Raw genomic sequence first — 18279 nt, forward strand, 5'->3', positions numbered from 1 at the left:
CGGACTCAGCCGTTGTACCCCGCGAGCACCTTGGTGAAGTCGTATGTGCCCTGGTCGATCCCGCTGCAGGCGTCGCCGTCCGTGCCGGAGCCGCACTTGCGGTCGCGGTTGAGCGACCAGAAGCTGACGCGGGCCAGGTGGTGGCTCTTGGCGTAGGACACCATGTCCTTGAAGTTGTTCAGGGATATGGTCTCGCCCGCGACGTCGGTCTTGCCGTTCATGGAGGAGAAGCCGACCTTGCGGTAGGCGGCGTCGGAGGAGAGGCCGTACGCGCTCGCCACGGTGTTCTTCAGACCGTCCACCGCCGACTTGGTGGCCCCCGCCATGTCGATGGAGCCCTGGCCGAAGTCGAACGGCATGACCGCCCAGCCGTCCACGTCGAGCCCGGCCGTGGCGCCGCGCTTGACCAGGTCCTTGCCGTTGGCGTCGGGGCCGGTGGTGGTGGTGCCGAAGGTGACGTACACCTTGATGCCGCTGTTCTTCTGCTTGACCGTCTTGAGCGCGTCGACCACGCGCTGGCGGACCGTCGCGTTCTCGAACTCGCTCGCCTCGATGTCGATGTCGATCGACTTGAGCTGGTAGGCGTCGATGACCTTCTGGTACGCGCCGGCGAGCGCGGAGGCGGAGGAGCACTTCTCGCCCAGCTTGTTACCGCTCCAGCCACCGAAGGAGACGGTGACATCGCCGCCGGCCGAGCGGATGGAGTTGATCGTCGACTGGTCGTTGCCGCCGGTGAGCGCGCGGGAGCCGTCCCACTTGGGGTTGCAGCCGCCGTCGGAGAGCATGAACGCCATCGTGAACTGCGTGGTGCCGGTCGCCGACATGACGTCCGTGGCCTTGGGCGGGGAGCCCCAACCCAGGTAGAGGTAGGGCCCGTTGAGCCCGCTGGGCGCGGCGGCGGTGTGTTGCGGCGCCGCCTGGGCGGTGGCCGCCGTGGCGGCGCCCGCGCCGAGCAGGCCGATGGCGGCGGCGAGGGCGAGTCTGCGGTACGTCGGCTTGGAAAGAGGCATGGCTGATGGAGCCTCCTGGGTGGGGGGTGGGAGGAAGTCGAGCGAGGCTGAACCTAGCGAGGCGGCATGGCCGCGACAAGGTCTCGGATAGGAAACTTTCCTATCGGGCTCATAGGCGACTGGGAGGACACACTTCCCAGCGGTGAGGACACGGCTTCCAGCGGTGAGGACACCAGTCGTAGCCCCGCTAATGCTCGCTGAGCCAGCGGTACAGCAGTTCGGGCCGTCCGATCTGCCCGTAGTGCGGGGCGCGGGCGGCTCGTCCCGCCTCCACCAGGTGTTCCAGATAGCGGCGGGCGGTGATCCGGGAGATCCCCACGGTCTCGGCGGTCGCCGCCGCCGAGATCCCCTCCTCCGCGCCGCGCAGCGCCTCCGTGACCGCGTGCAGGGTGGCCTGGGTCAGCCCCTTGGGCATCGCGGCGGGCTGCGGCGCCCGCAGCGCGGCCAGCGCGCGGTCCACCTCGTCCTGCCCGCTGGCCTCGCCCGCGGTCGCCCGGAACTCGGCGTACCGGAGGAGGCGGTCCCGGAGGGTGGAGAAGGTGAACGGTTTCAGCACGTACTGCACGACCCCGAGGGAGACCCCGTCGCGGACCATCGCCAGGTCCCGGGCCGAGGTGACCGCGATCACATCCGCCCCGTTCCCGGCCGCGCGCAGCGCCCGTACGAGCTGCAGGCCGTGCCCGTCCGGGAGGTAGAGGTCCAGCAGCAGCAGATCGGCGGGCGTCCGCTCCAGCAGCCGCTGGGCGTCCCCGCCGCTCCGCGCGGTCCCGACGACGGCGAAGCCGGGGACGCGGTCGACGTACATCCGGTGCGCGTCCGCCGCGAGGGGGTCGTCTTCGACGACGAGAACCCGGATCGGCGCCGGATCCCCCGGTTTCGCCTGCGGCGGGCTCATGGACGGATTCCTCTCGGGTGAAGTGCGGGGCGCGATGCGCGGTGCGGTGCAATGCGGTGGGCGGAAGGCTTAGGGCTCCAATTTACGGAGGGTAACCGCGGGTGGCCAGATCTCTACGGTGATGATTCCCCTACCGCCCGTGCCACGGGCCGTCGGCGCCCCCATTTCCCGCCCGCGGGTGGCTGGATGTGGCCCCTGGTCGCGGGCGGGATGGCGGGCGGCGTCCCGCTGGGGGAGCCCGGCCTTGAGCCCCCGGTGGCGCGGAGCCGGCCGGCCGGAGGGCAGTGCCGGGCCGTGAAGGGGCTCACGGTGTGGCGGCCGGGGTCGCCAAAGGCAAGCGGATCGTGAATTCGGCGCCGCCGTCCGGGGCGGCCGATACCTCCACCGTGCCCGCGTTGCGGCGGGCGGCCTGGCGGACCAGGGCCAGGCCCAGGCCGCGGCCTTGGGCCTTCGTGCTCCAGCCGCGGCGGAAGACCTCCTCGGCCGCCGCCGGGTCGAGACCGGCGCCGGTGTCCGCGACGCGCAGCGTCAGCTCGCCCCCGTCCGCGCGGGCGGTGACCGTGACGCGGGCGCTGCGCGGCGCCCCGCCGTGGCCGACACCCTCCGCGGCCGCGTCCGTGGCGTTGTCGATGAGGTTGCCGAGGATGGTCACCAGGTCGCGGGCGGGCAGGCCGGGTGGGAGGACGCCGTCGTCGATGCGGCTGTCGGGGGCGAGGACGAGTTCGACGCCACGCTCGTTCGCCTGTGCCGCCTTGCCCAGCAGCAGCGCGGCCAGTACCGGTTCGGCGACCGCGCCCACCACCTGGTCGGTCAGCGCCTGGGCCAGCTCCAGCTCGGCGGTGGCGAAATCGACCGCCTCGTCCTCCCGGCCCAGCTCGATCAGCGAGACGACCGCATGCAGCCGATTCGCGGCCTCATGGGCCTGGGAGCGCAGCGCCTCCGCGAAGCCGCGCAGCGAGTCCAGCTCGCCGGAGAGCGCCTGGAGCTCGGTGTGGTCGCGCAGGGTGACGACCGTGCCGCGCTGTTCCCCGCTGCTCACCGGGGAGGTGTTGAGGACCACGACCCGTTCCGCGGTCAGATGCAGTTCGTCCACGCGCGGCTCGGTGGCCAGCAGGGCTCCGGTCAGCGCGGGCGGCAGGCCCAGGTCGGAGACGTAGCGGCCGACGGAGTCCTCGGGCAGGCCGAGCAGCTCCCGCCCGCCGTCGTTGATCAGCGCGATCCGCCGCCCGCCGTCGAGCATCAGCAGCCCCTCGCGCACGGCGTGCAGCGCGGCCTGGTGGTAGTCGTGCATCCGGCTCAGCTCGTCCGCGTTCATCCCGTGCGTATGGCGGCGCAGCCGGGCGTTGATGACATACGCGCACAGGCCGCCGATCGCGAGCGCGGCGGCCGCCACGCCGAGCAGCGCGAGGAGCTGGCGGCGCACCTGGGCGCTGATGGTGTCCACGGTGATGCCCGCGCTGACCAGCGCGGTGATCCGGCCGCCGGCGCGGTCGTCGCGCACCGGGGCGACCACGCGCACCGAGGAGCCGAGCGTGCCCGTATACGTCTCGTCGAAGATCCGGCCGCGCAGCGCGGGCTTGATGTGGCCGAGGTAGGTGGCGCCGATCTGGCGCGGATCGGGGTGCGCCCAGCGCACACCGTGGGTATCCATGATCGTGACGAAGGTGACGCCGGTGTGCCGGCGCACCTTCTCCGCATACGGCTGGAGTCGGGCGGTGGGGTCCTTGGACCGTGCGGCCTCGGCGACCGACGGGGAGTCGGCGACGGCCACCGCGGTGGCCGTCGCCCGCTGCCGCGCTGCCGCCACCGCCTGCTCGCGGTCGGTGACGTAGGCGAAGACGGCGCATCCGGCCACCAGGGCGGCGACCAGCACGACCTGCATCGCGAAGAGCTGGCCGGCCAGGCTCCGTGGGTGGGGGATGCGCATGGCCATCAGTCTGCACACGGATCTTTGTATGAACGAAATGAACGGAAGGGTGACCCCCATCACAGCGTGGGGCATAGTCGCCGGGACCGTTCAAGGCGGTGTGCGAGCCGCACACAGTACAGCGCCGGGACAGTTGGACGGCAGATCAGAAGGAGGCAGCACCGTGGCTGCGGACACCACGCCGCCCGCATCCGGGCGTACGGAGCCGGACGGGACGAAGCCGAAGAAAGAAAGGATTCACTACCTCTACCTCGCCGTCATCGGCGCGGTGGCGCTCGGCATCCTCGTGGGCTTCGTGGCCCCCGATACGGCGGTGGAGCTCAAGCCCATCGGCGCAGGTTTCGTCAACCTGATCAAGATGCTGATTTCGCCGATCATCTTCTGCACGATCGTGCTCGGGGTCGGCTCGGTGCGCAAGGCCGCGAAGGTCGGCGCCGTCGGCGGTCTCGCGCTCGGCTACTTCATGGTGATGTCGACCGTGGCCCTCGCCATCGGCCTGGTCGTCGGCAACTTCCTCGAGCCGGGCAGCGGCCTGCACATGAGCCATGAAGCGGCCCAGGCCGGGCAGAGCCAGGCCGAGGGCGCCTCCGAGTCGACGGCGGACTTCCTGCTCGGGATCATCCCGAAGACGCTGGTCTCCGCCTTCACCGAGGGCGAGGTGCTGCAGACCCTGTTCGTGGCCCTGCTCGCGGGCTTCGCCCTCCAGGCGATGGGCAAGGCGGGCGAGCCGGTGCTGCGCGGCATAGGCCACATACAGCAGCTCGTCTTCAAGCTGCTGTCGATGGTCATGTGGGCCGCCCCGGTGGGCGCCTTCGGCGCGATGGCCGCCGTGGTCGGCGAGACCGGTCTGGACGCGCTCAAGGCGCTCGCGGTCATCATGATCGGCTTCTATGTGACCTGCGCGCTGTTCGTGTTCCTCGTCCTCGGGACGATTCTGCGGCTGGTCGCGGGCGTGAACATCTTCCTGCTGCTGAAGTACCTGGCGCGGGAGTTCCTGCTGATCCTGTCGACGTCGTCCTCCGAGTCGGCGCTGCCGCTGCTCATCGCGAAGATGGAGCACGCGGGCGTCAGCAAGCCGGTGGCCGGTATCACCGTCCCCACCGGGTACTCCTTCAACCTGGACGGCACCGCCATCTACCTGACGATGGCCTCGCTGTTCATCGCGGAGGCCATGGGCGACCCGCTCTCCATAGGCCAGCAGATATCCCTCCTCGTCTTCATGATCGTCGCGTCGAAGGGCGCCGCCGGTGTGACCGGCGCGGGCATGGCGACGCTGGCGGGCGGTCTGCAGTCGCACCGGCCCGAACTGGTCGACGGCGTCGGCCTCATCGTCGGCATCGACCGCTTCATGAGCGAGGCCCGCGCCCTCACCAACTTCGCGGGCAACGCGGTGGCGACCGTCCTGGTCGGCACCTGGACCAAGGAGATCGACAAGGAGCGGATGAACGAAGTCCTGGGCGGACGGCTGCCGTTCGACGCCGAGGGCTTCGCGCGCCACGGCGGCGGCCACGGCCCGGCCGCCGACGACTCCGACGGGGCCGAGGGCAAGACCCTCCCCGAGCGGCGTGACGGTGACACGGCGAAGGAGCACGTGCCCGCCTGACACCTTGCGCGCGCCGCGGCCCTGCCCTCCTGAATCGGGGCAGGGCCGCGGGCGTTTCACGGACGCATACGGTGCGCACGCATACGGTGCGCATACGCGCGGTGCGCATACGCGCGGTGCGCATACGCGCGGTGCGCACACACGCGGTGCGCACACACGCGGTGCGCACACACGCGGTGCGCACACACGGCGAATGGCGCCCCGCGTCTTCCCCCCGTTGGAAGACGCGAGACGCCGCCATTGCTACGCCGCTACTGCCCTTCGGCGGTCTCTTGGGCGCCGAAGGCGCCTCAGCGCTCACCGTCCGGCGCGCGGCGCAGCTGTTCCGGGAGAGCCGTCCATTCGGGGCCCTCGTGCAGGGGTTTGACCCAGGCGATGTTGCCGCCGGTGTCGACGTAGGCGACGCGGCCCATGGCCTCGCGTTCGAGGTCGTAGACGAGCTCGCCGATCCGAGGTGTGCTTCGTGTTCCTTCAGCCGTGGTCATGAGCCGCCTCCTCGGCACCTCACTGCCATGCTGTCCCCCGTTCATTGGTGGATGAGGGCCCCGGACCGGACACTTCCGGTTCGGTCGCCGCCGCCGCGGTGACCGGGTGAACTTCTGGTGCCCATGGGGCCCTCGATGACCATAGGGTGCTACGAGCCGCTGATATCCCGCTGATGCCTCGCTGACCCGAACCCGTGGGTAGGCTTCCACATGGTCACAGTGAAATCTCTGGTACCAACGGGGGCAGTGTGTGGATGGGACCGAGTTTCGCCTGTTGGGACCGGTCGGAATATGGCAGGGCGAGCGTCTCCTGGGGCCGACCGCCGCGCAGCAGCGGTCTGTTCTGGCGATGCTGCTGATGGCCTCCGGCCGCGTGGTGTCCGTCGACAGGCTGGTGTTGGCAGTATGGGGCGAGGACCCGCCGGGGTCCGCGCGAAACGCCGTACAGGTGCAGATTTCCAAGCTGCGGCGGATCCTTTCCGCCTTGTCCGGGGCCGAGTTGACGACATCGGCGAAGGGCTATTCCCTGACCGTCGCGCGTGAGCAGGTCGATCTGCACCGGTTCCGCGATCTGGTGCGGGCCGCGCGGGAGACTCCCAAGGACAGCGGGGCCGCCGGGGCCGCCGGGCCGACCGCAGGATTCGCCGAGAGCGCCGAGGACCGGGCCGGAGAACTGCTGTGCGGCGCGCTGCAGTTGTGGCGCGGGCCCGCGCTGGCGGATGTCGCGGGCGGCTGGCTCCCCGACACCCTGGGCGCCGGGCTGGAGGAGGAGCGGCGTACGGCGGTGGAGGAGCTCGCCGCGATCGATCTGCGCTCCGGACGGCACCACGAGGCCGCCACGGAACTGTCCGCCCTGGTGGCCGAACACCCTTTACGGGAGCGCTCGGTGGCGCTGCTGATGGAGGCGCTACGGCGCGGCGGCAGGCGGGCCGACGCCCTCGCGCTGTTCCGCTCCACCCGCCGGAGGTATGTGGAGGAGCTGGGTATCGAACCCGGCGACGAGCTGCAGCGGCTTCACCGGGAGGCACTCGAGGACAGCCGGGACGGTCGTGACAGCCGGGACGGCCGTGACAGCCGGGATGGCCGTGACAGCCGGGACAGTCGGGACGGCCGGGATGGCCGTGACAGCCGGTCCCGGGATCCGTCCGGGCCGCCCGGATCGTACGGGAGCGCTCCCGCACCGGCGGCGCCGCCGTCCGACGCGGCGGCTGCCCCGGCCCCCGCCGCGGAGGGCGTCCCGGCCGCCGACGAGGCGCCCGAGCCCCTTGCCGGGCCCACCGCCGAACTCGCCTCCCCACCGGCCTCCGCCGATCCGCCCGCCGCTCCACCCGCCTCCGCCGCCGAGCCGAACTCCGTCGTCACCGCCGTACCGCAGCAACTCCCCTCCGACGTCGCCCACTTCACCGGCCGAGAGCGCGAGCTGGCCGGGCTGGACGCCCTGCTGCGCGCGGGCTCGGGCGAGGGCGGCGGACGGGCGCCCACGGCCGCGCTGATCACCGTGATCGCGGGCAGCGGCGGCCTCGGCAAGACGACCCTCGCGGTGCACTGGGCCCACCGCGTCCGCGACCGGTTCCCCGACGGTCAGCTTTATCTGAACCTGCGCGGCTTCGGCCCCACCGACTCGGCCATGACCGTCGCCGAGGCCGTACGGGGCCTCCTGGACGCCTTCCAGGTGCCCGCCCACCGGATCCCCGCGACCGTCGAGGCGCAGACCGCGCTGTACCGGAGCCTGGTGGCCGACCGCCGGATGCTGATCCTGCTCGACAACGCCCGGGACGCCGAGCAGGTGCGGCCCCTGCTGCCCGGTTCCCCCGGCTGTCTGACCGTGCTGACCAGCCGTAACGAACTCACCAGCCTGGTCGTCGCCGAGCAGGCCCAGCCGCTGCCGCTGGATCTGCTCGACCGCGCCGAGGCGCGCGAGCTGCTGATCAGCCGGGTGGGCGCCGAGCGGGTGGCCGCCGAACCCGAGGCCGTGGCGGAGGTGATCACGGTGTGCGCCGGGCTGCCGCTCGCGCTCGCCATCGTGGCCGCCCGCGCCGCCGCCCACCCCCGCTTCGGCCTGGAGGCGCTCGCCGGGGAGCTGCGCGATGCCCGCGGCAGCCTCGACGCGTTCGAGGGCGGGGACGCCACCACCGATGTCCGGGCCGTCTTCTCCTGGTCGTACCACACCCTTGGCCCCGACGCCGCCCGGCTGTTCCGGCTGCTGGGCGTCCACCCGGGCCCCGACATCGCGGCCCCGGCGGCCGCCAGCCTGGTCGGGGTCCCGGTCCCGCAGGCCCGCCGGCTGCTGATCCAGCTCACCCGGGCGCATCTGATCACCGAGCGCGCCCCGGGTCAGTACGGCTTCCACGATCTGCTGCGCGCCTACGCCGTGGAGCTCACCCGGGCGTACGACGGGCAGGAGGAGCGCCACACCGCGCTGCACCGGCTGCTCGACCACTATCTGCACACCGCCGTGGCCGCCGGGGCGGCGTTCACCCCGCACCGGGAGCCGATCAAGGTCGAGCCGGTCCGGCCCGGGGTCAGCGTCGGGGAGTTCGCGGGGCACGCCCAGGCACTGCTCTGGTTCAGCCTCACCTATCCGGCGCTGATCGCGGCGCTGCAGCAGGCCGCCGAGACCGGATTCGAGACCCACGCCTGGCAACTGGCCTGGTCGCTGATGGAGTTCCTGGACCAGCGCGGCCACTGGCACGATCAACGCACCGTCCAACGGAGTGCCCTGGGCTCCGCCCACCGCGTCCGCGACCTCACCGGGCAGGCCCACGCCTGCTACGGCCTGGGCCTCGCCGATCTGCGGATGGGACGCTACGACCGGGCCCGCGGCCATCTGGTGCGCGCCCTGAACCTGCACCGCGAGACCGGCAACGCCGTCGGCCAGGCCCTGGCCCATGGCGCGCTCAACTTCGCCGGTGAGCGGGAGGGCCGCCACGACGAGGGGCTGCACCACGCGCTGCGCGCCCTGAAGCTGTACCGGGCGGCGGGCCGGCGCAGTGGCGAGGCGTACGCCATGAACAACGTGGGCTGGGCCTACGCCATGCTGGGCGACTTCCAGCAGACCCTCGTCCACTGCGAGAAGGCGCTGACCATGATGCGGGAGGCGGGGGACAGGCGTGGGGAGTCCGCGGCCTGGGACAGCCTCGGCTACGCCTATCAGCACATCGGCGACCACCAGCAGGCCATCAGGTGCTACCGGCACGCCGTGGAGCTGCGGCGCGGCCGGGGCGAGCGGGTCCGGGAGGCCGAGTCCCTGCACCGGCTCGGCAGCGCACAGCTCGCCGCCGGGGACCGGACCGGGGCCCGCGACAGCTGGCAGCGGGCCCTGACCCGTTTCGAAGCCCTCGGCCACCCCGACGCCCAGCGGCTCCGGGAGGGCCTCGCCCGGCTGGGCGAGCCCGACGGCTGACGGGCCGTAGGGCTCGGGCGGGGCGTACGAATCAGGCAGGGCGTACGGTGAAACCCGCGCCGTGGGGCAGAACGACCCGCGCGCCCGGAAAGGACACGCGGCGCGCCCTACCGGCTGGCGGTCAGCAACAAGTCGTGCTCGTGCCCGACGGCTTCCTCGCAAGCGACGATACGAGCGTCGGACCGCTCCAGGCCGGCCAGGGTGAGACCGTCACCGTGATCTGGCCGGATGCACCGGGCCCGGTCCGTACGCGGATCGTGCCCCGCTCTCCGGCCGGCACGGCAGTCGGCCAGGCCGCCGCCGCGCCCTGAACCGACACCCGCCATCCCGTCGTCGGTGAGCGGGGGCGGCAACGGCGGCGCGTCCGCTCGTGCCGCGCCCGGTAAGGGCAGCGCGAAGGTGATGGCCAGGGCTGATCCCGCCGTGACCGTGAATCCCCACCTGGCCATGGTCTTCACCCGTCACATCGATACCCCCTTCCGAATGGATGGCCGCCAGTCCTTTCACTGAAGCGCAGGCTGCGGCCCGGCGCTGTCCGGACACCGCTGTAGGGTCCGGCCCATGACCACTTCCGGATCACTTCTCGCCCGGCTCAAGGCCGACCGTTCAGGCGGCCCTCCTGGCCGAACGGATCGCGGAGTGATCAGGATCCGCCAGTGTCCGCCTGCTCGTCAGGGTGACCGCCTCAGCCCTTTACCGCCCCCGAGGTGAGCCCCTGGACGATATGGCGGCTGGCGAAGGCGAACAACAACATCGTGGGCAGGATGGTGAATACGGCCGCCGCCGACATTGAGCCCCAGTCGATGTTGAAGCTGGAGATGAATCCGTTGAGGGCCGTGGGGACGGTCTTGTTGCTGTCGCTGTTGAGCAGCGTCACCGACAGGAAGAGCTCGTTCCAGCAGTTGACGAAATTGAAGATGAACGCGGCGATGATGCCCGGCTTCATCACGGGAAGCAGCACCCGGAACAGGGCTCCGAACCGGGACAGCCCGTCGATCATGGCGGCCTCCTCCAGAGCGTCCGGGATGTTCTCGAAGAAACCGCGGAGCATCACGGTGCAGAACGGAATGCACACGGCGATGTAGACGAGGATGAGCCCGAGCCGGTTGTCGACCAGCGAGAGGTCGGTCATCAGCAGGTACAGCGGGCCCAGGGCGATAAAGGCGGGGATCATCTGGGTGACCAGGGCGGCCATCAGCAGTGCGGACTTGGTACGGAACTCGAAGCGCGCCAGCACATACGCGGACAGCATCGAGATCGCGGTGGCGGCCGCACCGGCGACGGTCGCGACGATGAGGCTGTTGAAGACGTAGGTCCCGAAGTCGGCCTTGCCGAACAGCCCTCGGTAGTTCTCCAGCGAGAAGTGCTCGGGCCAGTAGTCGATCGGAAAGGCGAAGATGTCGCCGGGCGCCTTCAGCGAGGTGATGGTGATCCAGTAGAGCGGGAAGACCGTGAACACCAGCCAAAGCCCCAAGAAGGCGAACCGGACGGCCCGGCCGGTCGCTGTCGCTTTGCCGATCATGGCTTCACCCCTCGCCTCTCGCGCGTCGCCAGCAGGAAGAACACCGCGAACACCAGCAGTGTGGCGACCACGAGGAGGCCGAGCGCGGAGGCCCTGCCGTAGTCGCCCTGCTGAGTGATCTTGATCATCCACGTGGTCACGATCTGTGTCTCGTTGTTGGGCCCGCCGCCGGTCATCCCGAAGATCAGGTCGGGGAAGTTGAAGATCCAGATGATCCGCAGCAGCACGGTGAGCGCCAGCGTGGTGCGGATGTAGGGGATGGTGATCTGGAAGAGGGTGCGCGTCTTGCTCGCGCCGTCCAGTGCCGCCGCCTCGTACAGCTCGTCGGGGATCGACTGGAGCGCGGCCAGGATCATGATGGCGAAGAAGGTGACGCCGTACCAGATGTTGGCGATCAGAACGGCGGTCATCGCGGTGTTCGGATCGGCCAGCCACGCGATGGGCTCATCGATGAGTCCGGCCTTCTGCAACAGGTCGTTGACGACGCCGAACTCGCTGTTGAACATCCAGCGGAACAGGATGCCGATGAGAAACCCGGAGATCGCCCAGGGGAAGAAGATCAGCGCCTGGTAGAGACCGCGGAAGCGGAACCGGCGGCGCAGCCACAGGGCGAGCGCGAAACCGATCACCAGCTGGGGCACGATCGAGCCGAACACCCAGAGGAAGGAGTTGCTCAGGACCGTGTCCCAGACGGGGTCACCGAAGACATCACGAAAGTTCTTCAGGCCCACCCAGGAGGTGTCGGTCAGATCCGTCAGCTTCCAGTTGCGAAAGGCCATCTGGCTGCCGGCGATCATGGGGTAGTAGGTGAAGACCGCCACGAAGACGGCGGCCGGTGCCATGAATGCGGCGATCATCAGGCCGCGGCGGGTGGTGAACTCCCGCCGCCGACGGCCCGGGGCGGGCGGGGCGCCCCTCTTGGGAGAGGGGCGCTTGGCCGCCTTCGTGATTGCGGACGTGGCGGGCATGTCTACTTCTCCCGCTCCCACTTCTTGGTCCAGTACGCGTCCCAGTCGGCCAGCAATTCCTTGGGCGTCATCTTGCCGAGCGCCATCTTCTGCACATCGGCGTCGGCCTTCTGCTCCCATTCGGTCCACCAGGCCACGCCGCGCGGCTGGCTCACATTGAGGTACTTCTCCGGGTGTTCGGTCATGGTGACGTAAGAGGACCAGGGGCCGGTCTTGTAGAACGGGTCGGCGATCGCCGACTTGAGGATCGGGACCAGGCTGTTCTTCTTGGTGAAGGACGTCGACGCCTTGCCCTGGGAGAGGAACTGCACCAGCTTGACGGCCTCGGCCTTGTGCTTGCTGCCGTCGGCGATCCCCCACCCGGCGGTGGCCAGCGGCTGGACGGTCTTGCCGCTGGGACCGGCCACCAGCGGGGCGGTGTCCCACTGGTCCTTCTTGATCGACTTGGACTCCGAGATGGTGGCGATCACTTCGGGGTCCTGGAGCAGAAAGCCCGTGGAGCCGTTGGAGAAGCCCTCGACCATCTCCGGATAGCCCCAGGAGACGGACGACTTGGGGGACGCCTCCTTGAAGAGCTTCAGATAGGTCTTGAGGGCGTCCTGCGCCTCGGGCGCGGAGAAGATGGTTTTGCCGTTGGTGAGCTTGTAGCCGTTGGAGGTGTCCACCTTGTCGGCGACATACGCCTCGATCACGGCGGTGGCGTTGCTGTTGGCGTTGGCGCCGCCGCGGAAGGCGTAGCCGTACCGCCGCTTCGCCGGGTCGTGGATGGCGGAGGCCTGCTCCAGCAGTTCTTCCCAGGTGGCCGGCGGTTTGCTGAAACCGGCCTCCTTGGTCAGATCGGTGCGGTAGAAGAGGCTCAGTCCGTAGAACCCGTACGGAACGAAGTAGGTCCTGCCCTTGGTGTCCTCGGCGGCCTTGACGGCGTTCTCCGTCATGGCTTTCCAGCCCTTCCAGCCCCCCAGGTCCTTCTTCATGTCGTAGAGCCAGCCGTTGTTCGACCACGGGCCGACGGTGATGTCCCGCACCTCGAGGACATCGACACCGCTGCCGGACTGGAGCATCTGCTGGATCTTCTGGTCGGCCTGCTCGGTGGGCGGCGAGATCAGATTGACCTTGATCTTGGGGTTCTGCTGCTCGAAGTCGGCTATGAGCTCCTTGAGCAGGTCGCTGCGGGCCGGGTTCGTCAGGCTTTCGACCATATTGAGGGTGACTGTCCCGTTTTTGTCGGGACTCATGGTGGAACAGCCCGTCAGGACCATCATGGCGGCTGCGCCGAGGGCGAGAGCTGCCGTCCTTCTCTTCATCGTGCCGACCTTTCCGTGGATGACGTCCGCGCTGGCAGCGGCTTCGGGGATGAGGGGGGAACGCTGGGTTTCGCTACGACCCGCTGTGGTGCCCGCGGGCCGAAGCGGCCCACTCGCCGAGGACGGGGACGCAGGACTCGGCGAAGTACTCGTAGTCGGCGGCCGTGTTGTAGACGTGTGCGGACAGCCGCAGATAGCCGACGCCGCCGAAACTGGTGAAGGCCGTCTCCACGCCCAGCTCCCCGGCGACCCGGTCGCGCAGGGCGTCCGCCTCGACGCGGGTGGCGGCAAGGCCCGCGGGCAGCCGCACCAGCCGCATACCGGGGACCGGCATACCGACGTCGACGGCGCTGCTGACACCGGTCAGCTCGGCGAACGCGGCGCCGACGACCTGCTCGGCGTAGCCGGCCAGGTCGTCCATGTACCGGCGCGCGGTCTCCCAGCCCCAGGTGTGCTCGATGAAGCCGAGCGCCGTCGGTGTCGCGAGATAGCCGGTGGTGTCCAGCGTGCCCTGCTGGTCGAAGCGGTCGGGGTACGGATCGGCCGCGCTCCACGAGTCGATCAGCGGGTGGAGCCCCGCACGCAGCGGGCCGCGGGCTACCAGCGCCGCGGTGCCGCGCGGCGCGCAGGGCCACTTGTGCAGATTGCCGACCCAGAAGTCGCAGGTCACACCGGAGAGCGGGGCGGCGATCAGTCCAGGGGCGTGTGCACCGTCCACCAGCAGCGGGATACCACGCCGCTGCGCCTCGGCGCCCACCCGGTCCACCGGCATCCGGCGTGCGGTCGCGGAGGTGATGTGGTCGAGGACGATGAGGCCGGTGGCATCGCTCAACTCGGCCACCACCGCCTCGTACGCCTGCTCCTCGTCCGCCGCCAGCGGCACCCTGGCGGTGCGCACCCGGCCGCCCCAGCGGCGTGCCAGCCGCTCGGCCCCCATGGTGACGGCTCCGTAGCCGTGGTCGGTGACGACGATCTCCCCGCCGGGGCGCGGGTCGAGCGCCGCGTAGACGGTGCTGACGCCCGCGCTCGCGTTCGGCACCAGGGCCAGGTCGCCGGGGGCGACCCGCAGGAAGGCCGCGATGTCGACCCGGGCGTTGGCGACACGTTGCGGCAGCGCCGGGAACCACACCACCGGGGAGCGGTCCATCTCTTCGCGCAGCAGGTTCTGCCGCTCCTGTGCCACGAGGGGAACCGCCCCGAACGAACCGTGGTTGAGATGGAGCAGGGCGGGGTCCAGCGACCAGGCCCGCGCGGCGGGCCGGCCGTCGGGCAGCAACAGGGGGCGCGGTGCGGTGGTGACCTCGGTCTCGCTCACAGGACTCCCCATCCAAGGACCCGAGTGCCTCGTAAGACACCAGATCACGACCAGGACATGTATGATGAGTCCGCATGCTGACATAGAGTTTTCCCTCAAACAAGGGGTGTGGGCGGCCGGTCATCAGATGAATTTCGGTCCACGCCCGCAGGACATCTGATGACTTTCGATGACTGACGACGTCCACCGCATCGCTACAGTGCACCGAGGCCGGTCGGCGAACCCGCTGGGCCGTGTCGGAGAGGAATCGGATGTCAGCAGTCGACAAGGCGTTCCACGGCCTACGGCACATGATCGCGTCGGGGCGCCTCGGCGCGGGCGAGCGCATTCCGCCGGAGGCGGATCTCTGCGAGGAGCTGGGCGTCTCACGGGGGCCGTTGCGTGAGGCCGTGCGCATGCTCGCCGCCCTGGGAGTGGTCGAACCGCGCCATGGCTCCGGTACCTATGTCTCCCCGCTCAGGCCCGAGGACATCATCGGCAGCCTCTCGCTGACTCTCGAACTGCTGCCGCTGACCGGCCTGCTGGAGGTCTACGAGATCCGGCGGGTGCTCGAGGCCCATATCGCCGCGAAGGCCGCCGCGCGTGCCACCCCGGAGGCGGTGGAGGCGCTCTTCTCCCTCATCGAAGCCATGGAAGCGGCCGAGGACTCCACCGAGGCTTCCGAGCTCGACCACCGCTTCCACACCGAGATCGCCCGGATCGGCGGCAACCCGACCCTTGTCTCCCTGCTCGCCGTCTTCCGCGCCCGGTCCCGCAAGTACCAGGTCTTCAATCTCCCCGATGGCCCTGAACTGCGGCGCAAGAGCGACGAGGACCACCGTGTGCTGGCCCAGGCGATCGCCGACCGGGACCCCGGCGCCGCGGCGGGCGCGGCCGAGTCCCACGTCGCCCAGACCGAACGGTGGCTGCGCGCCTACATGCCACCCATCGAGGAGAACAACATCCCCGACTGAGTCACATCGGGGCCGGTCCGGCCCACCGGTTTCTGCCGAGGGGTCGTCAACGGCTGTGTCAACGAGGGCGCTTCGCACTCGCGGCAGGGGCCGGATGACCTCCCGCATCCCATCGGTCAGGCTGGACGGGCAGCATGGGCCGTCGGCGGCCCCGGAGTTGGTTGTCGTACTGGCACACACCACGTGACCATTCCGGGGCCTTCGCCATGCCCGGCACACTCACGGCACCGATCACGTACCGCTTACGATCAGCCACCCGACAGGCTCTCAGGCGGGCCGCAGCCAGATCGTGGCCAGCGGCGGCAGCACCGGCAGGATGGAGGCCGGACGCCCGTGCCACCCCGTGGGCTCGGCCTTCAGCGGCTCGGCGTTGGCCACACCGCTGCCGCCGTACCGCCCGTCGTCGGTGTTCAGCACCTCGCGCCACACCGGCACCGCCTCCGGCGTCCCGATGCGGTAGTCCTGGCGGACCACCGGGGAGAAGTTGCTGATGGCCAGCAGCGGGGAGCCGTCGGCGTCGAAGCGGAGGAAGGCGAAGACATTGTCCTCGCGGGCATCGCCCTCGATCCAGGAGAAGCCCTCGGGGTCGGTGTCCCGCTGCCACAGCGCGGGCGTGGCCGCGTACACCCGGTTCAGGTCGCGGACCAGATCGCGGACGCCCCGGTGGTCGGGCTCGGCGGAGTACGACGGATCCAGCAGCCACCAGTCGGGTCCGTGGGCCTCCGACCACTCGGCACCCTGGGCGAACTCCTGCCCCATGAAGAGCAGTTGCTTGCCCGGATGGGCCCACATGAAGCCGAGGTACGCGCGGTGGTTGGCCCTCTGCTGCCACCAGTCGCCGGGCATCTTCGACACCAGGGCCCGTTTGCCGTGCACCACCTCGTCGTGCGAGATCGGCAGCACATAGTTCTCGCTGTACGCGTACACCATCGAGAAGGTCATCTCATGGTGGTGGTAGGCGCGGTACACCGGCTCATGTGCGAGATAGGCCAGCGAGTCGTGCATCCACCCCATGTTCCACTTCAGCCCGAAGCCGAGGCCGCCGAAGCCGCTGGGGCCCACATGGTGGGTGGCCCGGGTGACCCCGTCCCACGCGGTCGACTCCTCGGCGATGGTGATCACACCCGGGCAGCGGCGGTAGACGGTCGCGTTCATCTCCTGCAGGAAGGCGACCGCGTCCAGGTTCTCCCGGCCGCCGTGCGCGTTGGGCGTCCACTGGCCGGGCTCGCGGGAGTAGTCGAGGTAGAGCATGGAGGCGACGGCGTCCACCCGCAGACCGTCGATGTGGAACTCCTCGCACCAGTAGACGGCGTTCGCCACCAGGAAGTTGCGCACCTCGGTGCGCCCGTAGTCGAACTCCAGCGTGCCCCAGTCGGGATGCGCGGCCCGCAGTGGATCCGCGGGCTCGTACAGCGGACGGCCGTCGAACTCGGCCAGCGCCCAGGCGTCCTTGGGGAAATGCGCGGGCACCCAGTCCACCAGCACCCCGATGCCCGCCTGGTGCAACGCGTCCACCAGGTACTTGAAGTCGTCGGGGGTGCCCAGCCGGGCCGTGGGCGCGTAGAAACCGGTCACCTGGTAGCCCCAGGAGCCGCCGAAGGGGTGCTCGGCCACCGGCATCAGCTCGACATGGGTGAAGCCGAGGTCCTTCACGTACGCGGGGAGCTGCTCCGCGAGCTGCCGGTAGGTCAGCCCCGGCCGCCAGGACGGCAGATGCACCTCATAGACGGAGAACGGCAGCTCATGGACGCGCCCGCCCTCCCGGCGCGCCAGCCATGCCTCATCCCCCCAGCGGTGGTGCGAGGCATGGACGACGGAGGCGGTGGCGGGCGGGCACTCGGTGCGCCGCGCCATCGGGTCGGCGCGCAGGGAGCGGCCGCCGTCGGGCCGGGTGATCTCGAACTTGTAGAGCGCGCCCTCGCCGACACCGGGCAGGAACAGCTCCCACACGCCGCTGCCGCCGAGTGAGCGCATCGGCAGCGCGGTGCCGTCCCAGTAGGTGAAGTCGCCGGTCAGCCGTACCCCGAGGGCATTGGGCGCCCATACGGTGAAGCGGGTGCCGGACACGCCCTGGTGGGTCATCGGGTGCGCGCCGAGCGCCCGCCACAGCTCCTCGTGCCGGCCCTCGCCGATGAGGTGCAGATCGAGCTCGCCGAGGGTGGGCAGGAAGCGGTACGGGTCGTGCAGCTCCAGCTCGGCGTCCTCGTACGTCACCAGCAGCCGGTACTCCGGGATCTCCCGCAGCGGCAGCACCCCGGAGAACAGCCCGTCCCCCTCGGCCCGCAGCCGGGCGCGCAGCCCGGCGGCCGCGACGGTCACCGAGCGGGCGTACGGGCGCAGGCAGCGGAAGAGCACACCGCCGCGCACGGGGTGGGCGCCGAGCAGGTCGTGCGGTGCGTGGTGCGCCCCGGTCAGCAGCCGCCGCCGCTCCTCGTCCCCGAGCGCGGGCGCGGGCCGCACCCCGTGCTCGTCGTACGCCTCGTCAGCCTGCCCGCCGCCCCCGGCCACGGGCCGCCCGGCGACGCGCGACGGCTCGGCCGCGCCGTCGGACTCGTCGTGCCGCGCCTGGTCCGCGCGCGGCGCGCGGGGCACGGGCGCGGCACCGTAGGACACCCGCGCCTCGCGGCCGGGGCGGCCGCGGTCGGCGGCCTCCTGCTGGTCCGCCGTCGCGGCGGCCGAGTCGGGGGATTCCCGGTGGGGCGCGGGCCTGACGCCCGCCGACTCGGCGGACGCGGCGTCCTCGCGGGGGGACGGAGCCCGCCCCGGGGCGTCCCCGGGGGCCGGGCGCTCGGCGCGGCGCTCGGGCCGCGGACGGGGGCCGGTGTGGCCGGGGAGGAAGGTCGGAGGGACTCCCGGGGCCGCCGGACCGGTCGTGGCGGCGGGTGGGTGGCCCG

Annotated in this window: 12 protein-coding genes; 3 read left to right on the plus strand and 9 right to left on the minus strand. The window is 70.7% G+C overall.

The genetic code is table 11. From position 1 onward, the window contains the following. Positions 1-5 precede the first annotated feature (5 nt). The 3 genes from AS97_RS30950 to AS97_RS30960 form a co-directional block, all read right to left on the minus strand. The gene (locus AS97_RS30950) at positions 6-1010 is read right to left on the minus strand and encodes a chitinase (RefSeq protein WP_210566037.1); all 1005 of its coding nucleotides are present in this window, start codon (positions 1008-1010) and stop codon (positions 6-8) included. Positions 1011-1197: 187 nt separating this feature from the next. Next, positions 1198-1905, minus strand: a complete 708-nt coding sequence (locus AS97_RS30955; protein ID WP_086708994.1) for a response regulator — start codon at positions 1903-1905, stop codon at positions 1198-1200. A 304-nt stretch (positions 1906-2209) separates the two neighbouring features. After that, positions 2210-3832 (minus strand): sensor histidine kinase, encoded by a 1623-nt coding sequence (locus tag AS97_RS30960; protein WP_210566038.1) that lies wholly within the window; start codon positions 3830-3832, stop codon positions 2210-2212. A 163-nt stretch (positions 3833-3995) separates the two neighbouring features. On the opposite strand from AS97_RS30960, the gene AS97_RS30965 reads away from it, so the two are divergent. Then, on the plus strand, positions 3996-5435 hold the full coding sequence (locus AS97_RS30965) for a cation:dicarboxylase symporter family transporter (protein ID WP_059148543.1): 1440 nt from the start codon (positions 3996-3998) through the stop codon (positions 5433-5435). A 290-nt stretch (positions 5436-5725) separates the two neighbouring features. Here the strand turns inward: AS97_RS30965 and AS97_RS30970 are convergent, their stop codons facing one another. After that, positions 5726-5920 carry a hypothetical protein gene (locus AS97_RS30970; protein WP_059148544.1) on the minus strand — a complete coding sequence of 65 codons (195 nt, stop codon included), beginning with the start codon at positions 5918-5920 and terminating at the stop codon, positions 5726-5728. A 274-nt stretch (positions 5921-6194) separates the two neighbouring features. On the opposite strand from AS97_RS30970, the gene AS97_RS30975 reads away from it, so the two are divergent. Further along, entirely contained in the window at positions 6195-9323 is a 3129-nt protein-coding gene (locus tag AS97_RS30975; RefSeq protein ID WP_247204539.1) for an AfsR/SARP family transcriptional regulator, read from the plus strand. Positions 9324-10008: 685 nt separating this feature from the next. Here the strand turns inward: AS97_RS30975 and AS97_RS30980 are convergent. From AS97_RS30980 to AS97_RS30995, 4 genes are all read right to left on the minus strand, one after another. Next, entirely contained in the window at positions 10009-10845 is an 837-nt protein-coding gene (locus AS97_RS30980; RefSeq protein WP_059148546.1) for a carbohydrate ABC transporter permease, read from the minus strand. Continuing rightward, positions 10842-11813, minus strand: coding sequence for a sugar ABC transporter permease (locus AS97_RS30985; protein WP_059148547.1), 972 nt, complete (start codon positions 11811-11813; stop codon positions 10842-10844). The genes AS97_RS30980 and AS97_RS30985 overlap by 4 nt, the downstream gene beginning before the upstream one ends. Positions 11814-11815: 2 nt before the next feature. Next, on the minus strand, positions 11816-13117 hold the full coding sequence (locus AS97_RS30990) for a sugar ABC transporter substrate-binding protein (RefSeq protein ID WP_086709718.1): 1302 nt from the start codon (positions 13115-13117) through the stop codon (positions 11816-11818). Between the two features lie 73 nt (positions 13118-13190). Then, positions 13191-14432, minus strand: a complete 1242-nt coding sequence (locus tag AS97_RS30995; protein ID WP_210566040.1) for an aminotransferase class V-fold PLP-dependent enzyme — start codon at positions 14430-14432, stop codon at positions 13191-13193. Between the two features lie 251 nt (positions 14433-14683). Here AS97_RS30995 and AS97_RS31000 point away from each other — a divergent pair, with 251 nt between their 5' ends. Then, positions 14684-15385: an FCD domain-containing protein gene (locus AS97_RS31000; protein WP_059148550.1), complete on the plus strand. Its 702-nt coding sequence runs from the start codon at positions 14684-14686 to the stop codon at positions 15383-15385. Between the two features lie 267 nt (positions 15386-15652). On the opposite strand, the gene glgB is transcribed toward AS97_RS31000, so the two are convergent. After that, positions 15653-17845, minus strand: a complete 2193-nt coding sequence (gene glgB, locus AS97_RS31005; RefSeq protein ID WP_210567314.1) for a 1,4-alpha-glucan branching enzyme — start codon at positions 17843-17845, stop codon at positions 15653-15655. Positions 17846-18279: the final 434 nt, after the last annotated feature.

Source organism: Streptomyces sp. AgN23, from assembly GCF_001598115.1.
GTDB classification, from domain to species: Bacteria; Actinomycetota; Actinomycetes; order Streptomycetales; family Streptomycetaceae; genus Streptomyces; species Streptomyces antimycoticus.